A 16,013-nucleotide genomic window follows, 5' to 3' on the forward strand; every position below is an offset into this window, starting at 1 on the left:
CTGGGTGTTTAATTACCAAAAACACTCTTCTGCAGCAATGCTGACCGCTTGCTGCAGACGATCGAGAGGCGTGTGGAAATGTGGAGAAAAGCGGATGCCTCCACCGCGGTGCATGCAGATAACCCCCTTACTCATTAATGCTTGCCACACTTCTTTAGGTGATCGTCCGTTCGTCCCGAATGTCACAATTCCAGAGCGCCCTCTGCTGTGAGCTGGTGTGATGATTTCAGCTCCAGCATCAGATAACAGACCACATAACGAATTCGCCTTGCTCAGAATGGCTGCCTCAACGTTTTCTATGCCTGTGTTCAGAAGAAGATTGGTGCTCGCATGGAGTGCATGTGCAGCCAGAAGGTTGGGACTCCCGCACTCAAAGCGCATTGCTGTATCCGCGACCTCCCAGCTGCTCTGGCTGTAATCACCGGCTTGTTTGATCATGTGCCAGCCATACTCATTGAGGGACAGATCGTTCATTCGCTCTTCCCGGACATAGAAAAAGCCTAGCCCTTCAGGGCCCAGCAGCCATTTGTGACCATCTGCCATGGCAAAGTCGCACTGTATTTCTTCGACATCAAACATGAGGGCGCCGACGGCCTGGATCGCATCGACACAGAACAGAACTCCTGCTGCTTTGCAGGCCTCGCCAATTTTCGCGAGATTTACCCGGGTTCCTGTGGCGTACTGCACGGCTGAGATCGACACCAGACGGGGTGTTTCGGATATGGCCTGAAGCAGTTCTGCTTCGGGGTTCTCACCTGCGAGGGAGACCTTGCGGACAGTCACCCCCTGATTCTTGAGGGACTCCCAGACAATGGAGTTCGATGGGAACTCTTCATCGGAAATAACAACCGTATCGCCCGGACGCCAGTCGATGCCGTAAGCGACAAACGACAGGGCCTCGGAAGTATTCTTCACCAGGGCTACAGAGTCGACAGGCGCATTAATAAGCCTGGCCAGATTTGAACGGAGTTGTTTTTCTATCTCCAGCCAGTGTGGATAGTCGGCGGCTCCCTTGGCGACGTTTTCTTCAGCAAACCGGGCAACGGCTTTACTTGCTGATGTTGGCCACGGAGCGACAGCAGCATGATTCAGGTACATGCATTGTTCATTGACCGGAAACTCCTGTTCCAGAGCTGAATTCAACTGATCCATTTTAGTGGGTCCTTATCTGCTGTTAAGATGATGGCTGTTCTCAGGGATCATGCTATCGACATGTCAGACACTATGCAGCACTCTTCGTTTAAAAAAGTATCATCTACGCCAGTCGACTCTCTAAATATCGTTATTGAGCACTATGAACACATAAAGACGGGCGCCCCGCATTACCATATCCGTAGCGAGCATGAAGAAAAAGCCTTCCTGCTGGCCGTCAGAACCATGCCTCACGACTCGACCGGTGTGGCGCATATTCTTGAACATACCGCGCTTTGCGGTAGTGAGAAGTTCCCGGTCCGTGATCCGTTCTTTATGATGACCCGCCGGTCGCTGAATACTTTTATGAATGCGATGACCAGTAGTGACTGGACCGCATATCCCTTCGCTTCGCAGAATGATAAAGACTTTCTGAATCTGCTGGACGTTTATCTCGACGCTGTCTTCTTTGCCAATCTTGATGAATTGGATTTTGCGCAGGAAGGTCACCGGATTGAACTTGCCGATAAAGATGACCCTGGCTCAGCACTTGAATACAAAGGTGTTGTTTTCAATGAAATGAAAGGCGCCATGTCATCGCCCGTATCCCAGCTTTGGCAGGGGATCAGTGGCGAACTATTCCCGACAACGACCTACCATTACAACAGCGGCGGTGAGCCGGAGAATATTCTCGACCTGTCGTACCAGGAATTGCTTGATTTCTATCGCAGTCATTACCACCCAACGAACGCCATCATCATGACATTCGGGGATATGGATGTGGCAGATATTCAGTCCCGGATGGATCAGCAGGCATTGAGCCGCTTTGATAAACAGGACAGGCAATTGCGGGTTGATCCTGAACAGCGTTTTTCAGAGCCTCAACATAAAGAAGCGTTCTACGGCGTTGACTCGGATGACCTGAGTGCAAAAACCCACCACGTCATTGGTTGGCTGTTGGGTGATTCTATTGATCTCGATGCCCAGCTTGAGGCTAACCTGCTGAGTCAGGTGCTGCTTGATAACAGTGCCTCTCCGTTGCGTCGGGCTCTTGAGGAGAGTGATCTTGGTACGACACCTTCACCTCTCTGCGGTCTGGAAGATTCTAACCGCGAAATGTCGTTCATGTGTGGACTTGAGGGTAGTGAGCCGGAGCACGCTGAGGCGGTTGAAGCCTTGATCCTGAATACCCTCGAGAAAGTTGCCGAAGAGGGCGTCCCTGTCGAAATGGTTGAAGCAGCTCTGCATCAGCTCGAGCTTCATCAACGCGAGATAGGAGGGGACCATTACCCTTATGGGTTGCAATTGATCCTGACCGCACTGCCTGCCGCAACGCACTATGGTGATCCTGTTGCATTACTCAACCTTGATCCGGCACTCGAACGTTTACGTGCGAAGGCATCGTCGCCAGACTTCATATCAGACGCCGTCAGACAGCTGCTGCTTACCAATACCCACCGTGTCCGCTATACCCTTAAGCCTTCCAGTACCTTGAATGCCGAAAAGGCGGACAAAGAAAAAGCTCGCCTGGAGAGTGCACGTGCGAACATGTCAGATGCCGATATCCAGGCATTGAAGGATAAGGCAGAGGCACTGGAAACCAGGCAGGCGCAGGAAGATGACCCCGACATTCTGCCGAAAGTCGGCCTTGAGGATATCCGCCCTGAGCTGACATACGTTGCGCCTACCGCTGAGCGATCTGGTCACATCGAGACTACAGAGTATGTCACCGGCACAAATGGAATTATCTATCAGCAGGCAATGCTTAATCTGCCTCCAATGACCGGTGAGCAAATGACCTGGTTACCTTTCTATACTCAGGCATGGACAGAGGTCGGAGCAGGCGGGAATTCGTACCTGACTCAGCAGCAACGCCAGACAGAGGTGTTGGGTTCTCTGACGTCATACGCGTCAGTAAAAGGCGATGTCGAAGACTGCAATCATCTCTCGGGTTACCTGGTGATGACAGGTAAGGCATTGGGAAATCGCGCGGAGCCTTTCTCCGACATGCTCCGTGAGACCTGGAAAAGTGCAGACTTCAGCGAAGAGGGTCGCCTGAAAGATCTGTTAAATCAGGCTCGTGCTCGTAAAGAGCAAGGCATAACGGGCAGTGGTCATGCTCTTGCTATGTCTGCTGCTGCCGCGCCGATTAATCGCACGGCTGACCTGATGAATATGCTCGGAGGGCTTCCGCAGGCTAAGCGTCTGAAAGAAAGGACGGAACGCCTGTCTGGGGATGGCGCAGGCTTCGTTTCTGAGGCCCTCAAAGATATCAATTCGCTGATCAGTAAAGGTCCAGATTCACTTCTTCTGGTGCATGATGAACAAAATGCTGCAGCGCATATTGCAGCAGCCTGCAAAGACTGGGATAATGCGAATCATTATCGAAAAGATTGCATTGATTGGGATCTGTTTACAGTGGCCAGCTACTGGATGGTCGACTCGCAGGTTAACTTCTGCGCCTGGGCTATTCCAACCGTAACGCTCGACCACCCTGATGCAGCAGCACTCGCCGTTCTTGGAGGTGTACTTCGTAACGGTTACCTTCATACCGCGATACGGGAGAAGGGGGGAGCTTATGGCGCAGGCGCGTCGCAGGATTCTTCATTAGGGTGCTTCAAATTCTTCACCTATCGCGATCCTCGTACCGAAGGTAGTTTTGATGACTTCGCGAAATCACTGACCTGGGTATCAGGGCGTACCAATGGCGACGATCTTATTGAACAGTCAGTGTTGGGGATCATTGGCAGCCTTGATCGACCGGGTTCGCCAGCGGGCGAAGCCAAGCAAGCTTTTCATATGGACAAATCTGGACGTACACAAGCTGTCAGGCAGCTGTTCCGGGATCGCCTGTTAAAGGTTGCCTGGACAGATATTCTGCAAGTGACAGAAAAGTATCTGGTCGGTCAGGATGGTTATAAAGCTGTCGTTGCACCGCGAGGAACTGCAGACATAGCAAGCAAACTCGGACTGACAATAGGAGAGTACTGAGTGAACCGATTTACGTTACCACTGGCGGCGAGCATATTGATGTTCCCGCTGGCGGTAGGCGCCGATACAGACTCGGCGTCTAAAATGGTGCTGAAAACAGACGAAAACAGTGCAGCGGTACAGCGAAAGATTAACGCACTGGATGATTCGACCCGGGATAAGCTCGAAGAGACCCGGCAGCTTCTCGCCCGAGCAGAACAGCTGGCGCTCTACAATAGTCAGATGGAAGCTATCATCGCTAATCAGGAAGAAGAGAAATTAAGCCTTGATCAGCAGATTGAGGATATCAACGATACCGAGCAGGGTATTCTGCCGCTAATGCAGCTGATGCTGTCACAACTCGAAGCCGACATTAATACAGGCCTTCCATTTCTCAAAGAAGAACGAGCGGTACGTTTAGCCAAGCTGAAAGCGTCTCTTGGTCGGGCTGATGTCACTGTTTCTGAGAAATTCAGACGAGTGCTCGAAGCGCTCCAGATTGAAGTTGATTATGGCCGCACATTAGAGCGTTATCGCGAGAATGAAGACGGCAGAGCTTTCGACTACCTGAGAATAGGCAACGTTGCTCTCTATCGTCGTTCGCTTGATGCAGGCGAGTCCTGGATGTGGGTAGACGGCGCGTGGCGGTCGCTTTCTGATGACCTGGCCCAGCCTCTTGAACGCGCTTCCCGTGTTGCGGAACAAAGTGTCGCTCCTCAGTTGATCGTAGTGCCTATGTCCACACCAGAAAATTCAAGTTCAGATATAACCAGTTTAAAAGGGGGTGAGTAATGAGATTTATTACGACCCTCATCTTTGCTTGCATGGCCCAGATTGCGTTTGCCAATACACTTATCGAAAGTGCAGAGCAGTTCAGTAAATACGAGCGTAATTTCGACTCAGCTCGCCTGGCAGCCTTCAAGCAGGATCTTAGTGCTCAGGAACAGGCCCTTGAGCAAGCCCGTGCCTCGCTGGCTGCTGAAGAGAAGCGAGCAGAAGAGCTGCGTGAACAATTCTCTGATAATGAAGAAATTCTGACGGAGAAAACCGAAGCTCTGCGTATTCGCACCGGTAGTCTTGGTGAAATGTTTGGTGTGGTGCGCCAGGTTGCCGGTGACTTGAGAACGGTCACCTCAAGCAGTATTACCCGCATTGACGGAACCGACACGCCCGCAGACCTTGATGCGCTGGCGGAGTCAAAAGCCTTGCCTGATCTTGGCAAAATTAAGGCACTCTGGCAGACCTTGCGTCAGGAAGCTTCTCTGAGCAGCGAAGTTGCTCAAATCTCAGCACCCGTCGTTCAGGCGGATGGATCTACAGCAGACGAGCAATCGGTACGCATAGGTGCGTTTACAGTCGTTGGAACCAGTAATGGCGGCCAATACCTGATTGCAGATGAGCAACTGGGCGCCTTGCGACCACCATATCGCCAACCCGGTGAGGCATCACTGTTAAATGGCTGGTTGGGCAGCAGTGGCGTCGCGCTTGTCGGTATTGACCCTTCCCGTGGTGCTCTCCTGAATATCGAGGCAGCCACTCCCTCTATCGTTGAACGAATCCAACAGGGAGGCACGATTGGCTACATCATTATTGCTCTCGGTGTTATTGGTCTGCTGATTGCCCTATGGCGCCTGTTTGCACTCCTGCAGATCAGCGCGGGTATGCGCCGTCAGCTCAGCGACAAGCTGGCCGCGAAAGATGATAACGCCCTGGGGCGCGTAATGATTGCATCTCTCGGTGACCGCACTGATGCTGAACTGCTCGAAGCAAGGCTTGATGAGGCTGTTTTGCGTGAGCTACCCGCAATTGAACGCGGTCAGTCGATCATTAAGTTGCTTGCTGGTATTGCGCCTCTTATGGGGCTGCTTGGTACCGTTACTGGCATGATTGCGACTTTCCAGGCGATCACAGCGTTTGGTTCAGGTGATGCAAAATTGATGGCTGCAGGTATCTCGCAAGCGCTGATTACGACGGTGCTGGGTCTGGTTGTTGCTGTTCCGCTGCTGCTGCTTCATAGCTGGGTAGCCTCACGTAGTCGCGAACTGGTGCATATCCTTGATGAGCAGTCAGCAGGCATTATTGCTGAAGCGCAGGAGTCGTCGCGCAAATGATCTGGCTAACGGATTTTTTTGAGCGTGGCGGCCCCGTCCTTTATGCCGTGCTACTGACCGCGGTGTTTCTCTGGGCGTTGATCTGTCTGCGACTCTGGTTCTTCTACATAGAACGCAAGCGATTCTTCGAGAAAATCTCAGGGGACTGGCGCACACGTTCGGATCGGACGAGCCGGAATGCGCGTTATATCCGCAAGGCCTGGATTGGGCGTTTTTATCTTGAAGCCACCCGCACCATGCCATTGCTCGGCACCCTGATCGCGATCTGCCCGCTGCTTGGTCTGTTGGGAACTGTTACCGGCATGATTCAGGTGTTTGATGTCCTTTCCGCTACGGGCACGGGTAACGCGCGGGCGATGGCCTCAGGGATAGCTCAGGCGACGCTGCCAACCATGGCTGGACTGGTCGTTGCGTTATCTGGTTTGTATTTCCGTAGTCGTTTCCAGCGATTAGCTGAGCGTAGCCAGCAAGAACTGGCAGATCGACTGCCGTTGAGTGAGGAGTTGGCCTGATGGCTCGCAGACACGTTGCCTCAGAAGGGCAGGAAGGTGATATCGACATTACTCCGATGTTGGATATCGTATTTATCATGCTGATCTTTTTCATCGTGACCACCTCTTTCGTGAAAGAAAGCGGCGTTACGGTGAGCCGTCCGACTGCCAGTACCGCTGAAAGCAAACAGGGCAGTAACATCCTTATTGCGATTCGTGCGAACGGTGAAATCTGGATCGATAAACGCTCTGTCGATCTCCGCGCTGTGCGCGCCAACACAGAGCGCCTCAAAGCAGAGAGCCCTGAAGGCGCAGTTGTTATACAGGCAGATGAGTTCGCGCCGACAGGCATACTCGTAAAAGTGATGGATCAGGTGCGTCTCGCTGGCGTTACGGATATCTCGGTAGCAGCAACAGAATGATGTCGATTAAACCTCTGATCGCTGCTTTCGGCGGCGTATCTGTCGCGGTACTCCTGTTTCTGGGTATGGCCGCCATGGTCGCGCCGCCAGATGATTTTTCGCTGAATCGTGAAGAGCCTGTTCTGGTCGACTTCTCAAGTCGGCGTCAGGATTCGGCCTCCGAAACGCGCTCGCGTAAAAAGCCGCCACCACCGCCTGAAGCGCCGGTGACTCCGCAGTCGAATACTCAGGATCAGACACCTGCGCCTGTGACCGCACCGGCATTGAGCCTGAGTCCGCTCAGTACTGATCTGAGTGTCGGCGATCTTGTGTCGTCATCAGGCTTGCTGGATGGTGTATCGGTTGCCGACGCAGAGGTCGCGCCTCTTGTTCGACCGCCCGCGGTTTATCCGGCCAGAGCTAAAATGAGGAACATTGAAGGCAGCGTGACAGCGAGACTGACGATCAGGCCGGACGGTACTGTGAGTGATGTAGAAATTATTCAGGCTGAACCTCAGGGTGTTTTTGAAAGAGAAGCTATGAGAGCCATGTATCGTTATCGTTTCTCGCCCAAAATGGTTAACGGAGAAGCGGTGACACAAACTGCGACCCAGATGCTGGAGTTTTCACTGCAATGAGCCGCTTTATTTATATTCTGTTTGCCGTGTGCCTGTTCTGTTCGGGGCTGACTGTTCAGGCCTCGACTTTGTCTGAAAGGCAGTACCGTTTGCTTGAAAAAGCCCAGGAGTTGGTTGCAGAAGAGTCGTATCAGGAGGCGCTGACAGAAACTCAGGATGCTGTCGATGATTGGGATCCGGGTCTGGGGCTAGTCCTGATTCTTCAGCTTCGTGGCCAGGTTTATCAGCTCCTTGATCAGACTGAAGATACACTTAAATCTTATGAGCGAGCGTTATCCTTAGAGGTGCTGGAGGGCACCAGGCGGTCTGCACTCGCAGCTGCAATTGCCCAACTGTACCTGATCGACAGTCAGCCAGAGAAAGCGCGTGAAGTACTGGTGCCTGCGCTTGAAGCTCCAGCCGGTGAAGGTCTGAAGCACGCAGCGCAGGCCTATGTCATCGTCGCCATCTCCTATCAGACACAGGAACGCTGGAAGGATTCTCTGCCTTGGCTGGTTCAGGCCGAAGCGTACGCGACATCCATTCCCGAGAACTGGCTGGCAATGCGAGCTGCGGCTGAATTCCAGATCAGTGATTTCGCGGCAGCAGAAGTTACCATGAAGCGGCTCGTCGAGCGTGCACCTGATAAAAGGAATTACTGGGTTCAGCTGGCAGCAGCACAGCAGTTTCAGGAAAAACAGGCTCAGCAGTTGGCTACTCTGGAGATCGCCCATCAGCGAGGTCTGATTGCAGGGAGTAGTGAAGAGCTGCTGATGATTCAGCTGCAGGCTGCGCAGGATATGCCGGCTAGGGCTGCGCGCAACCTCGAACAACGGATTTCAGAATTGAGTTCAGTCGAGGGCAATTCTGAAGAAGAAAACCTGGACGATGAGCGCCGTCTGTTGAGTGCTTACCAGAGGCAAGCCCGGGATCTTGCTCTAGCAGCTGAAACTATGGTTTCAAACGATTCGTCATCTGTTAATGAGGCCATTCAATTGGCAATGATGGATGGCAATTGCGATCTGGTTCAGGAATTGTCCAGGTCGCATGTCCGGAAGCTTGAAGGCTTAACGATGATCTCTGTAGCTCAGTGCTCTCTGAATGATCGTGACACAGCGAGTGCAAGGGAGTGGTTTCAGAGAGCTAGTGAAAAGTCCGACAGTGCGGTGATTGCCTCTCAATGGCTGACATATTTATCGGATCTGCAAAAGGCGGGATTAAGGTAGGTTACTACCTTAATCTCAGCACCTATTCGCAGAAAACTATGCGAACGTAGCCCAGATAGGGGCGTGATCCGATGGCTTTTCTGTGCCCCGTATGTCGTAAGACACACCCGCATCGATGCAGCGTTCATAGAGAGATGGTGTTACCAGGATATGATCAATTCTCAGGCCGCGCTTTGGCTCGTCATCGAATCCCTTTGAGCGATAATCGAACCAGCTGAAAGTGTTGTGATCAGTCGGGTGGATCTTGCGATGCGCGTCCCGAACGCCCCAGCTAAGCAACGTCTCGTACCACTCCCGCTCTTCAGGCTGAAAGCTGCACTTGCCGGACTTCAGCCAGCGCTTACGGTTAGGCTCGCCAATACCGATATCAGTGTCTTCAGGTGAGATATTCATGTCACCCATAATCAGGACATTATCGCTGGTCGTGAAATTTTCATTCAGGTAGCGCATCAGATCTGCATAGAACTTACGTTTTGCCGGAAACTTTGTTTCGTGATGGATGCTTTCGCCCTGTGGGAAGTAGCCATTAATCACGTGCCAGAGTTCGCCGTCGATGCGGTATGCCGCATGAATCAATCGTTTCTGAGCTTCGTCGTCGTCCCATGGCCAGCCTTTCTGAACGGACTCCGGAGCATTGAGGCTGAGGAGGGCAACGCCGTAATGACTCTTCTGACCAAAGAATTCAACGTGATAACCGATTTCCTGAACAACATCGATTGGAAACTGCTCGTCGTGTACTTTCGTTTCCTGTAAGCCAATGATGTCGGGCGCTAGCTGATCGCGGATGGCTTCGAGTTGATGTGGGCGTGCGCGAACCGCGTTGATGTTAAAACTCACGACCTTAGGCATTGGTAGGCTCCTTCTGTTGTGCATCAGCGAGTGGGCGTCGGATGTCGGGCTCGTTGAAAATTCCGAACGCGATCTTGCTGTCGATATTAAGGTGATGGGCGTGAATGCGACTCATGGTGCCCTTCTGGCAATAGAGCAGGTATCGGTGTGCTTCATCGAACTCTGCGCGCCGCGATTCCAGTTCGTAAAAAGGTATTTCAAGTACGCGGTTATTCGTCAGCTCAAGTGGGTTGTCTGCTGACTCGGCCGGGTGACGGATATCAATAATGACGTCGTTCAGCTTAGGTGTTTCAACAATAGGTACATCTTCCAGGCCACTTTCCGCCTCTGTGATTACCTCGTCGATGCGCTGCGTGACAGAGCGGCTCAGGGCATCTTCCAGTACGGCCATGTCGAAATCCAGTTCTGTTTCTTCGACACGCTTGCGGTCGCCCATCGTTGTCGGGTTGACCGAGATTACACCGCAGTATTCTGGCATATTGGCTGCGAATGCCTCTGTACCGATACGCCGGGCGGTATTGATAATCTCCTGCTTATCCATGGCCGCCAGAGGGCGCAGTACCATGTGATCAGTTACCCGGTCGATGACCGCGAGGTTGGTGATCGTCTGCGACGCCACCTGGGCTACTGCTTCACCCGTGACGAGGGCAGGGAGACGAAGGTCATCAGCAACGCGCGAAGCTGCACGGAACATCATTCGTTTCAATACGACGCCCATCTGACTCGTCTCCACTTTAGTCAGAATCTCGGTCACGACTTCTTCGAAAGGCACTGTCACAAATTTAACCTTATGGGACTCGCCGTACGTGCTCCACAGATAGTGAGCGACTTGTTTGACGCCGATTTCGTGAGCGCTGCCGCCCAGGTTGAAGAAGCAAAAATGAGTTTTCAGCCCGCGTCGGGTCATCAGGTAACTGGCTACCGTCGAGTCGAAGCCGCCCGATATCAGAGAAAGAACATCGCCCTGACTACCCAAAGGATACCCGCCAAGGCCTTTGATCTGCTGGCGCACCACCTGAACCCGGTCGTTGCGTATCTCAGCATTGACCACGACTTCTGGATTCTTAAGTGAGACCGAGGCAGCATCTGTTTCTTTTAAAATGCCGCCACCCATGTAGATCTCAGCCTGATGCGATGTAAAGTCGTGGTGCCCCGCACGCTTGATTCGTACACAGAAGCTTTTGCCAGCAACTCGCTCGCGATATTCATCCCTGACTTTTTGGTAGGCGTCGTCGAGGGTAGTGAACTCGTATTCACCAATCTCAAGTGAAAAACCGATTCCTGGAGTATGACTCAGAATATCGATGGCCTTGCGTCGAGATACATCGTCTTCCTGGTTCATGATAATCAACAGGCTATCCCACTTATTCTGAACATCCGCAGACAGCATATGTTGACGAAACAGAACCTGTAGATTCTGACGAAGAATCTTGGTCATCTGTTTTCTGGCAGATTTGGACTTGATCGTAATTTCAGGGAATAGCTTTACAACAAACTTCATGACAGACCGGGCGTGGATGCAAAACGCGGCATTATAGCGGAGCGCTGTTCAGAGTCATAATGGGTCTGTGCAGGCCATAAGTATTTACACTGCGATGACAGTGGCCACATTGCCATATCAACCCGCCGTAGCTCGTGACTATTTCAGCCATCCAGGTTCACAAAGCAGCAGGGTAACACTAGTTTCAGTAGTGAAAGATAAACTTGTTTCCAGCACTAAGTGAACTGAAGGAGTAGGAAATGGCAAAGCGTATTGCACTCGTTACTGGTGGTACAGGTGGCATTGGATCAGCCATCTGCAAGAAGCTTGTGGATGATGGCTATCAGGTGATTGCAGGCTATTACTCGGGCGGCAAGCATGAAAAGGCCCAGAAATGGCAAGAGCAGATGGCGGCAGAGGGGTACGATATACCAGTCGCTTTCGGCAATATTACCGAGTGGGAATCATGTGAAGCGTGTATTGAAGGGATTAAACGCGACTTCGGCACGATTGATGTCCTGGTAAATAACGGCGGTATTACCCGCGACTCTACTTTGCGGAAAATGAATCAGGAGCAGTGGGTTGATGTTATTAATACCGACCTGACTTCTGTTTTCTATATGACGCGCATGGTAGTGAATGACATGCTCGCGAACGGCTATGGGCGCATTATCAATATCAGTTCAGTTAATGGTGAAAAAGGGCAGTTCGGTCAGGCTAACTATTCAGCGGCTAAAGCAGGTATGCATGGTTTCACTAAGGCTGTTGCTCAGGAGGTCGCGAGCAAAGGGGTGACCGTTAATACTATTTCGCCAGGGTACATCGCCACGCCAATGATTATGGAAGTGCCTGAAGAAATCCGTGAGGGCATTCGTAAGAATATTCCGGTCGGTCGCTTCGGCAAACCAGAAGATATTGCTCGTGTGGTGAGTTTCCTTGCGCATGAGGATGCCAGCTTCATTACCGGGACGAATGTGTCTGCGAATGGTGGTCAGTACATGCACTGACCGGTCTTGAAAATCATTGAAGGGCGCCGGTCGCCCTTCAAACTTGTTGCCTGATCAACCACCTTTGCCGCGCTCACAGCTACAGCTCGGGCTTAAGTTTTTTGTGACGGGCGCTTGCATGGCGTTCACGCATCTCAGTGTCGATATAGCGATCCGTAGTTGCCATGCTGGCATGACCTGCATCTTCACGCACGTGCTCTTTGGGCCGGAATTTAACATCTTCCGAGATGCCGGTGTGTCGCAGCCAGTGAACCGTGGAGACCTTCAGCTCCTGCGCTTCCTCCTTTAGCCCTTGTTCTGACATGCGTTCGTAGGCCAGGTCGAAACATTTCTGAACCAGATAACGCACCTGACGGGTGCTTGTAACTGGGCCGCGTCCTCTGAGCTTGGGAAGTAATGGTGTCAGCTCGCCAACATACGGTGTTGGAGGTAGGGTGAGATGTGTCCGGTACCTGCGCAGGGCGGACATCATGTCATCTGATACGGTAACCATTCGCGCCTTGTTTCCCTTACCAACTACTCTCAGCCACCAGTTGCCGTCCTGGTCTTGTTGAAAATCACCCATGACAGGCGCGGAGCGCTCGTCAGCGACGAGCTCCGAGATCCTGAGGTACATGCCGAACAGGCATTTCATAACAAAAAGAGTTCTCTCGTGTTCAGCTGGGTTGGTTTCAGCGAGCTGCTCAACCGTTTCTAATATGAAGTCCCACTGCAGATTCGAGAGCCTTCTGACAGGCTCCTGATACGCGTGACGCTGCAGAAACTTACTCTTCTGGCGAATCAGGCTGACGGGATTGAGCTTCAGGTAGTCTTCCTGGATCAGGAAGTTGAAGTAGGTAGACAGAACTGCAAAGAGCGACTGAAGTGATTTCTGCGACAGAGCCATCGAGGGGATGTTGCCGAGCTTGTCTGGTTTGCTGACGAACGGGCGCCATTTGGGGTTGATCGTGCGTTCTCCGTTTTTTGAAAGAAACCGTGGGGCCTGAACAGATCCAGTCCACGCCTTAGGCGGGTTCTGGCAAAAGTGGACGTACGCCTCAAGGTCCTGTCGGGTGAGTTCGCCGAGCGATTTCTTCTGAATCGTCCAGCACCATTGAAGCAGGCGCTCTGTTTCGCGCCGATAACTATTAAAGGTTGCTGTTGATCCGTTATATGCCTGCAAGAAGGTGATTGTATGAACGAGATCATCAAAGGCATCCGATGGGCTGGCTCCGTAAGTAGACAGAGTTCTCCGTGCATACGACAAAGGGTTGCTGATCTCGTCGAGCTGGTCGATGAGTGGTGTCGGCGTCTGATACTCAGTCTTCATATTGTCGTCATAAGGTTTGGTGGTGTGAAGGTTCGTGGATTTAACTGTGCTTCAAATTATCGGAAGTAGCAAGGCCTGAATTGCACTGGCAGATCAGGCGCTCTTAGGGGTACTGGGGATTTTCCCTCGTAAACGGACATAACTCTTTGGAGCCCAGGCCATTTCTGGGCTTCCAGGGGGTATTACTTTACCGAACCGGTAAATACCCTTCGATTGAGCGCATCAGCTCCTCCAGATCTGGTAGCTTTTCACTCAATTCGAAGGTATAGATACCCTTTAAGTTGATGTTATACTAGACCTCTGGTGAGGCCTGCTCGATAATCTGTACCCGCTTGTTGTCGCCGTGATATTCGAAGCTCGTGAGTAGCTGGCTGAGTGTGCTTGAATTAAAGTAGATGATGGCGTTGGTGACCAAGCGCGCACATTCGTTCCATAGTTGGATTTCTTCATCAGAGCTGCCCCGGAACTGATCCCCATTGACGTTACTGACTGCTCGACGCAGCTGGTGATAGGCCTCTCCACGATTCAGGGCTCGCTGAACGAAGTTACGCAGACTTACATCATCGATGTAGTTCAGCAGGTAATTTGCTTTTAGCAGGCGATCGTACTCGGTCAGGGCCCCCAGCAAGGGCTGGTTTTTCTTGTAACCGGAGAGTTTTCGAACCAACGTGGCTTGTGTGGTCTTTCGTTCTTTGAGCAACACTGCGATTCGCTGGATAGTATCCCAGTGCTGCATGATACGTTTGGTGTTGATGGCTTTTTTGAGACGTAGCTGGATTCTCTGATCCTTGTCTTGTTTTACATCGAACATCTCATTAATGACGCGACCAACCTGTGCGTAACGCGGCGCAAAACTGTATCCAAATAGGTCCAGCAGAGCGAAGTTGACATGATTAACTCCGTGGGTATCCGTTGAGAGTACGTCCGGAATGATCTCCGAACTGTTATTCATCAACAAGTCAAAGATGTAGTGGGATTCGTGTTCATTCGCGCCGATCACCCGGGCATTAATGGCGGCAAGGTTGGCAATTAAACTCATGGCCGAGACGCCTTTCTGAGTGCCAAAGTACTTCGATGAATAGCGCGTTTTGAAGGTCTCTCGCCGGGACTCGAACTTTTGGCCATCGACACTGGCGTGGATAACATCGTCTTGGATGTTGTAATGCTTGAAGATGGGCAGCTTTGCCGTTGCGTTCTTGATGTTGTCGTTGGCTGCATTCAGGGTTTCGAGTCGCAGATAGTTTGCCTGAATGGTGCTGAGCTGGTCATAGGTGCGAACGGAGACTTGTGCCATACCGTAGATCCCTTGGTTAGTTGCATTTCCCACCAGAATCGCCAATAGGTCATATTCGTGGACCCTGCTCTTGGGCTGCGAGCCCAGCACATGTTCAAAGCAGTCAATGAACTGGGTATCGCGATCCACCATACGCAACACGTCGGCAACGCCCGTCGTCGGTATTTGCTGGAAGAAAGGGTTGTTGACCAAGTGCTTTTTACTTGCCGTCGGTAACCGCCATAGGCGCTTGCCCTTGGGGCTACGTAGGATAATATTTCGGTTATCGTCTTGTTCTAGATATTCACCGACGTCATGCAAACGGATCTCCAGATCCCCTGACATTTGTTCAATCAGCTCGTTCGGTTCGGCGACCAACTTGGGCAGCTGAGTTTGCTTCAGCAACTTAGCCTTATCCTTTCGCCAACGTTCCCGATTCACCAGATCAGAATCCAAGGCCCGGTATTTAATGACATTCGGCAAGGTCAGCTGGCCATTCAACCGGTCGGGGATCTGCAGATACAGGTACCACTCGTAGCGACTCGGATTAAAATTTCCATCTTCGTCCTGCAAAAACGATGATTGTTTCTTGAATGGCAGCCGGCTGTTTATATTTTCCTCTGAGATGATTCTTTGTGCTGAGAGATCAAGCTGGGCTTGACCCAGTGCCGCTGCTAGGCAGAGAGTACTCTCACTGCCTTCAAAGCGAAGGCAAAGAAACAGCTGTCGAAGCAATCCTTCCCTTAAGTTATCTCTCTGGTCATAATACTGCCACATAGCTTCCTCAACAGAGCGCTTTTGTTTGTTCAGGAACAGGCATACAGATTCCAGTTCTTTAGCCGCAATCAGCTTCAGCGCCTGCTGCTTTACAGCCCCAAAGGGTTGCTCTTGATCGATGCGATCATCAATGAACAGGTGAAGAACTTCCGCTGCCTTGCTGACGTCTGTGGCGGCGATTTGCCAGTCCAGGTAACTCCCTTCCTGTGCGTAGACCTTTGCTTTTTGTTTTATCTGTCGAACGTGATGAACAAAACCATCGGCAATGCTTTCCAGTGCTTGCACCCAGCGGGTTTGCAAATAACACAACAGATAAAGGCGTCGATTGCCAATAAACTGGCGCTGCAGCTTGGCACCGTAGTAGTTCACCC

13 protein-coding genes are annotated in these 16,013 nt (G+C 51.8%); 8 read left to right on the forward strand and 5 right to left on the reverse strand.

What is annotated here, in order from left to right:
- Positions 1 to 12: 12 nt before the first annotated feature.
- On the reverse strand, positions 13 to 1,152 hold the full coding sequence (locus BW941_RS06855) for an aminotransferase class V-fold PLP-dependent enzyme (RefSeq protein ID WP_076514854.1): 1,140 nt from the start codon (positions 1,150 to 1,152) through the stop codon (positions 13 to 15).
- A gap of 60 nt (positions 1,153 to 1,212) precedes the next feature.
- On the opposite strand from BW941_RS06855, the gene BW941_RS06860 reads away from it, so the two are divergent.
- Genes BW941_RS06860 through BW941_RS06890 form a run of 7 tightly spaced genes read left to right on the forward strand, consistent with a single transcriptional unit; the run spans position 1,213 to position 8,947 of the window.
- A complete protein-coding gene (locus tag BW941_RS06860) occupies positions 1,213 to 4,122 on the forward strand; it encodes an insulinase family protein (RefSeq protein ID WP_076514855.1) in 2,910 nt (969 codons plus the stop codon).
- Entirely contained in the window at positions 4,123 to 4,893 is a 771-nt protein-coding gene (locus BW941_RS06865; protein WP_076514856.1) for a DUF3450 domain-containing protein, read from the forward strand. It abuts the gene before it with no gap.
- Positions 4,893 to 6,212, forward strand: a complete 1,320-nt coding sequence (locus BW941_RS06870) for a MotA/TolQ/ExbB proton channel family protein (protein ID WP_076514857.1) — start codon at positions 4,893 to 4,895, stop codon at positions 6,210 to 6,212. The genes BW941_RS06865 and BW941_RS06870 overlap by 1 nt, the downstream gene beginning before the upstream one ends.
- The gene (locus BW941_RS06875; RefSeq protein WP_076514858.1) at positions 6,209 to 6,724 is read left to right on the forward strand and encodes a MotA/TolQ/ExbB proton channel family protein; all 516 of its coding nucleotides are present in this window, start codon (positions 6,209 to 6,211) and stop codon (positions 6,722 to 6,724) included. The genes BW941_RS06870 and BW941_RS06875 overlap by 4 nt, the downstream gene beginning before the upstream one ends.
- The gene (locus tag BW941_RS06880) at positions 6,724 to 7,125 is read left to right on the forward strand and encodes an ExbD/TolR family protein (RefSeq protein WP_068435030.1); all 402 of its coding nucleotides are present in this window, start codon (positions 6,724 to 6,726) and stop codon (positions 7,123 to 7,125) included. Before BW941_RS06875 ends, BW941_RS06880 begins: the two co-directional genes overlap by 1 nt.
- The gene (locus tag BW941_RS06885; protein WP_084188721.1) at positions 7,122 to 7,742 is read left to right on the forward strand and encodes an energy transducer TonB; all 621 of its coding nucleotides are present in this window, start codon (positions 7,122 to 7,124) and stop codon (positions 7,740 to 7,742) included. Before BW941_RS06880 ends, BW941_RS06885 begins: the two co-directional genes overlap by 4 nt.
- Positions 7,739 to 8,947 (forward strand): hypothetical protein, encoded by a 1,209-nt coding sequence (locus tag BW941_RS06890; protein WP_076514860.1) that lies wholly within the window; start codon positions 7,739 to 7,741, stop codon positions 8,945 to 8,947. The genes BW941_RS06885 and BW941_RS06890 overlap by 4 nt, the downstream gene beginning before the upstream one ends.
- Before the next feature lie 36 nt (positions 8,948 to 8,983).
- Here BW941_RS06890 and xthA read toward each other — a convergent pair whose 3' ends face one another.
- Both xthA and thiI read right to left on the reverse strand, forming a co-directional pair.
- Positions 8,984 to 9,796 carry an exodeoxyribonuclease III gene (gene xthA / locus BW941_RS06895; protein ID WP_076514861.1) on the reverse strand — a complete coding sequence of 271 codons (813 nt, stop codon included), beginning with the start codon at positions 9,794 to 9,796 and terminating at the stop codon, positions 8,984 to 8,986.
- Positions 9,789 to 11,297 carry a tRNA uracil 4-sulfurtransferase ThiI gene (thiI, locus tag BW941_RS06900; protein ID WP_076514862.1) on the reverse strand — a complete coding sequence of 503 codons (1,509 nt, stop codon included), beginning with the start codon at positions 11,295 to 11,297 and terminating at the stop codon, positions 9,789 to 9,791. The genes xthA and thiI overlap by 8 nt, the downstream gene beginning before the upstream one ends.
- Before the next feature lie 239 nt (positions 11,298 to 11,536).
- On the opposite strand from thiI, the gene phbB reads away from it, so the two are divergent.
- Complete coding sequence (gene phbB, locus BW941_RS06905; protein ID WP_076514863.1) at positions 11,537 to 12,283, forward strand: acetoacetyl-CoA reductase; 747 nt, start codon at positions 11,537 to 11,539, stop codon at positions 12,281 to 12,283.
- A gap of 79 nt (positions 12,284 to 12,362) precedes the next feature.
- Here phbB and BW941_RS06910 read toward each other — a convergent pair whose 3' ends face one another.
- Positions 12,363 to 13,592: a tyrosine-type recombinase/integrase gene (locus BW941_RS06910; protein WP_076514864.1), complete on the reverse strand. Its 1,230-nt coding sequence runs from the start codon at positions 13,590 to 13,592 to the stop codon at positions 12,363 to 12,365.
- Between the two features lie 292 nt (positions 13,593 to 13,884).
- A partial coding sequence (locus BW941_RS06915) for a Tn3 family transposase (RefSeq protein ID WP_436286951.1) occupies positions 13,885 to 16,013 on the reverse strand: 2,129 nt, incomplete at its 5' end.

The sequence above is a fragment of the Thalassolituus maritimus genome (assembly GCF_900156675.1).
Taxonomy (GTDB): Bacteria; Pseudomonadota; Gammaproteobacteria; order Pseudomonadales; family Oceanobacteraceae; genus Thalassolituus; species Thalassolituus maritimus.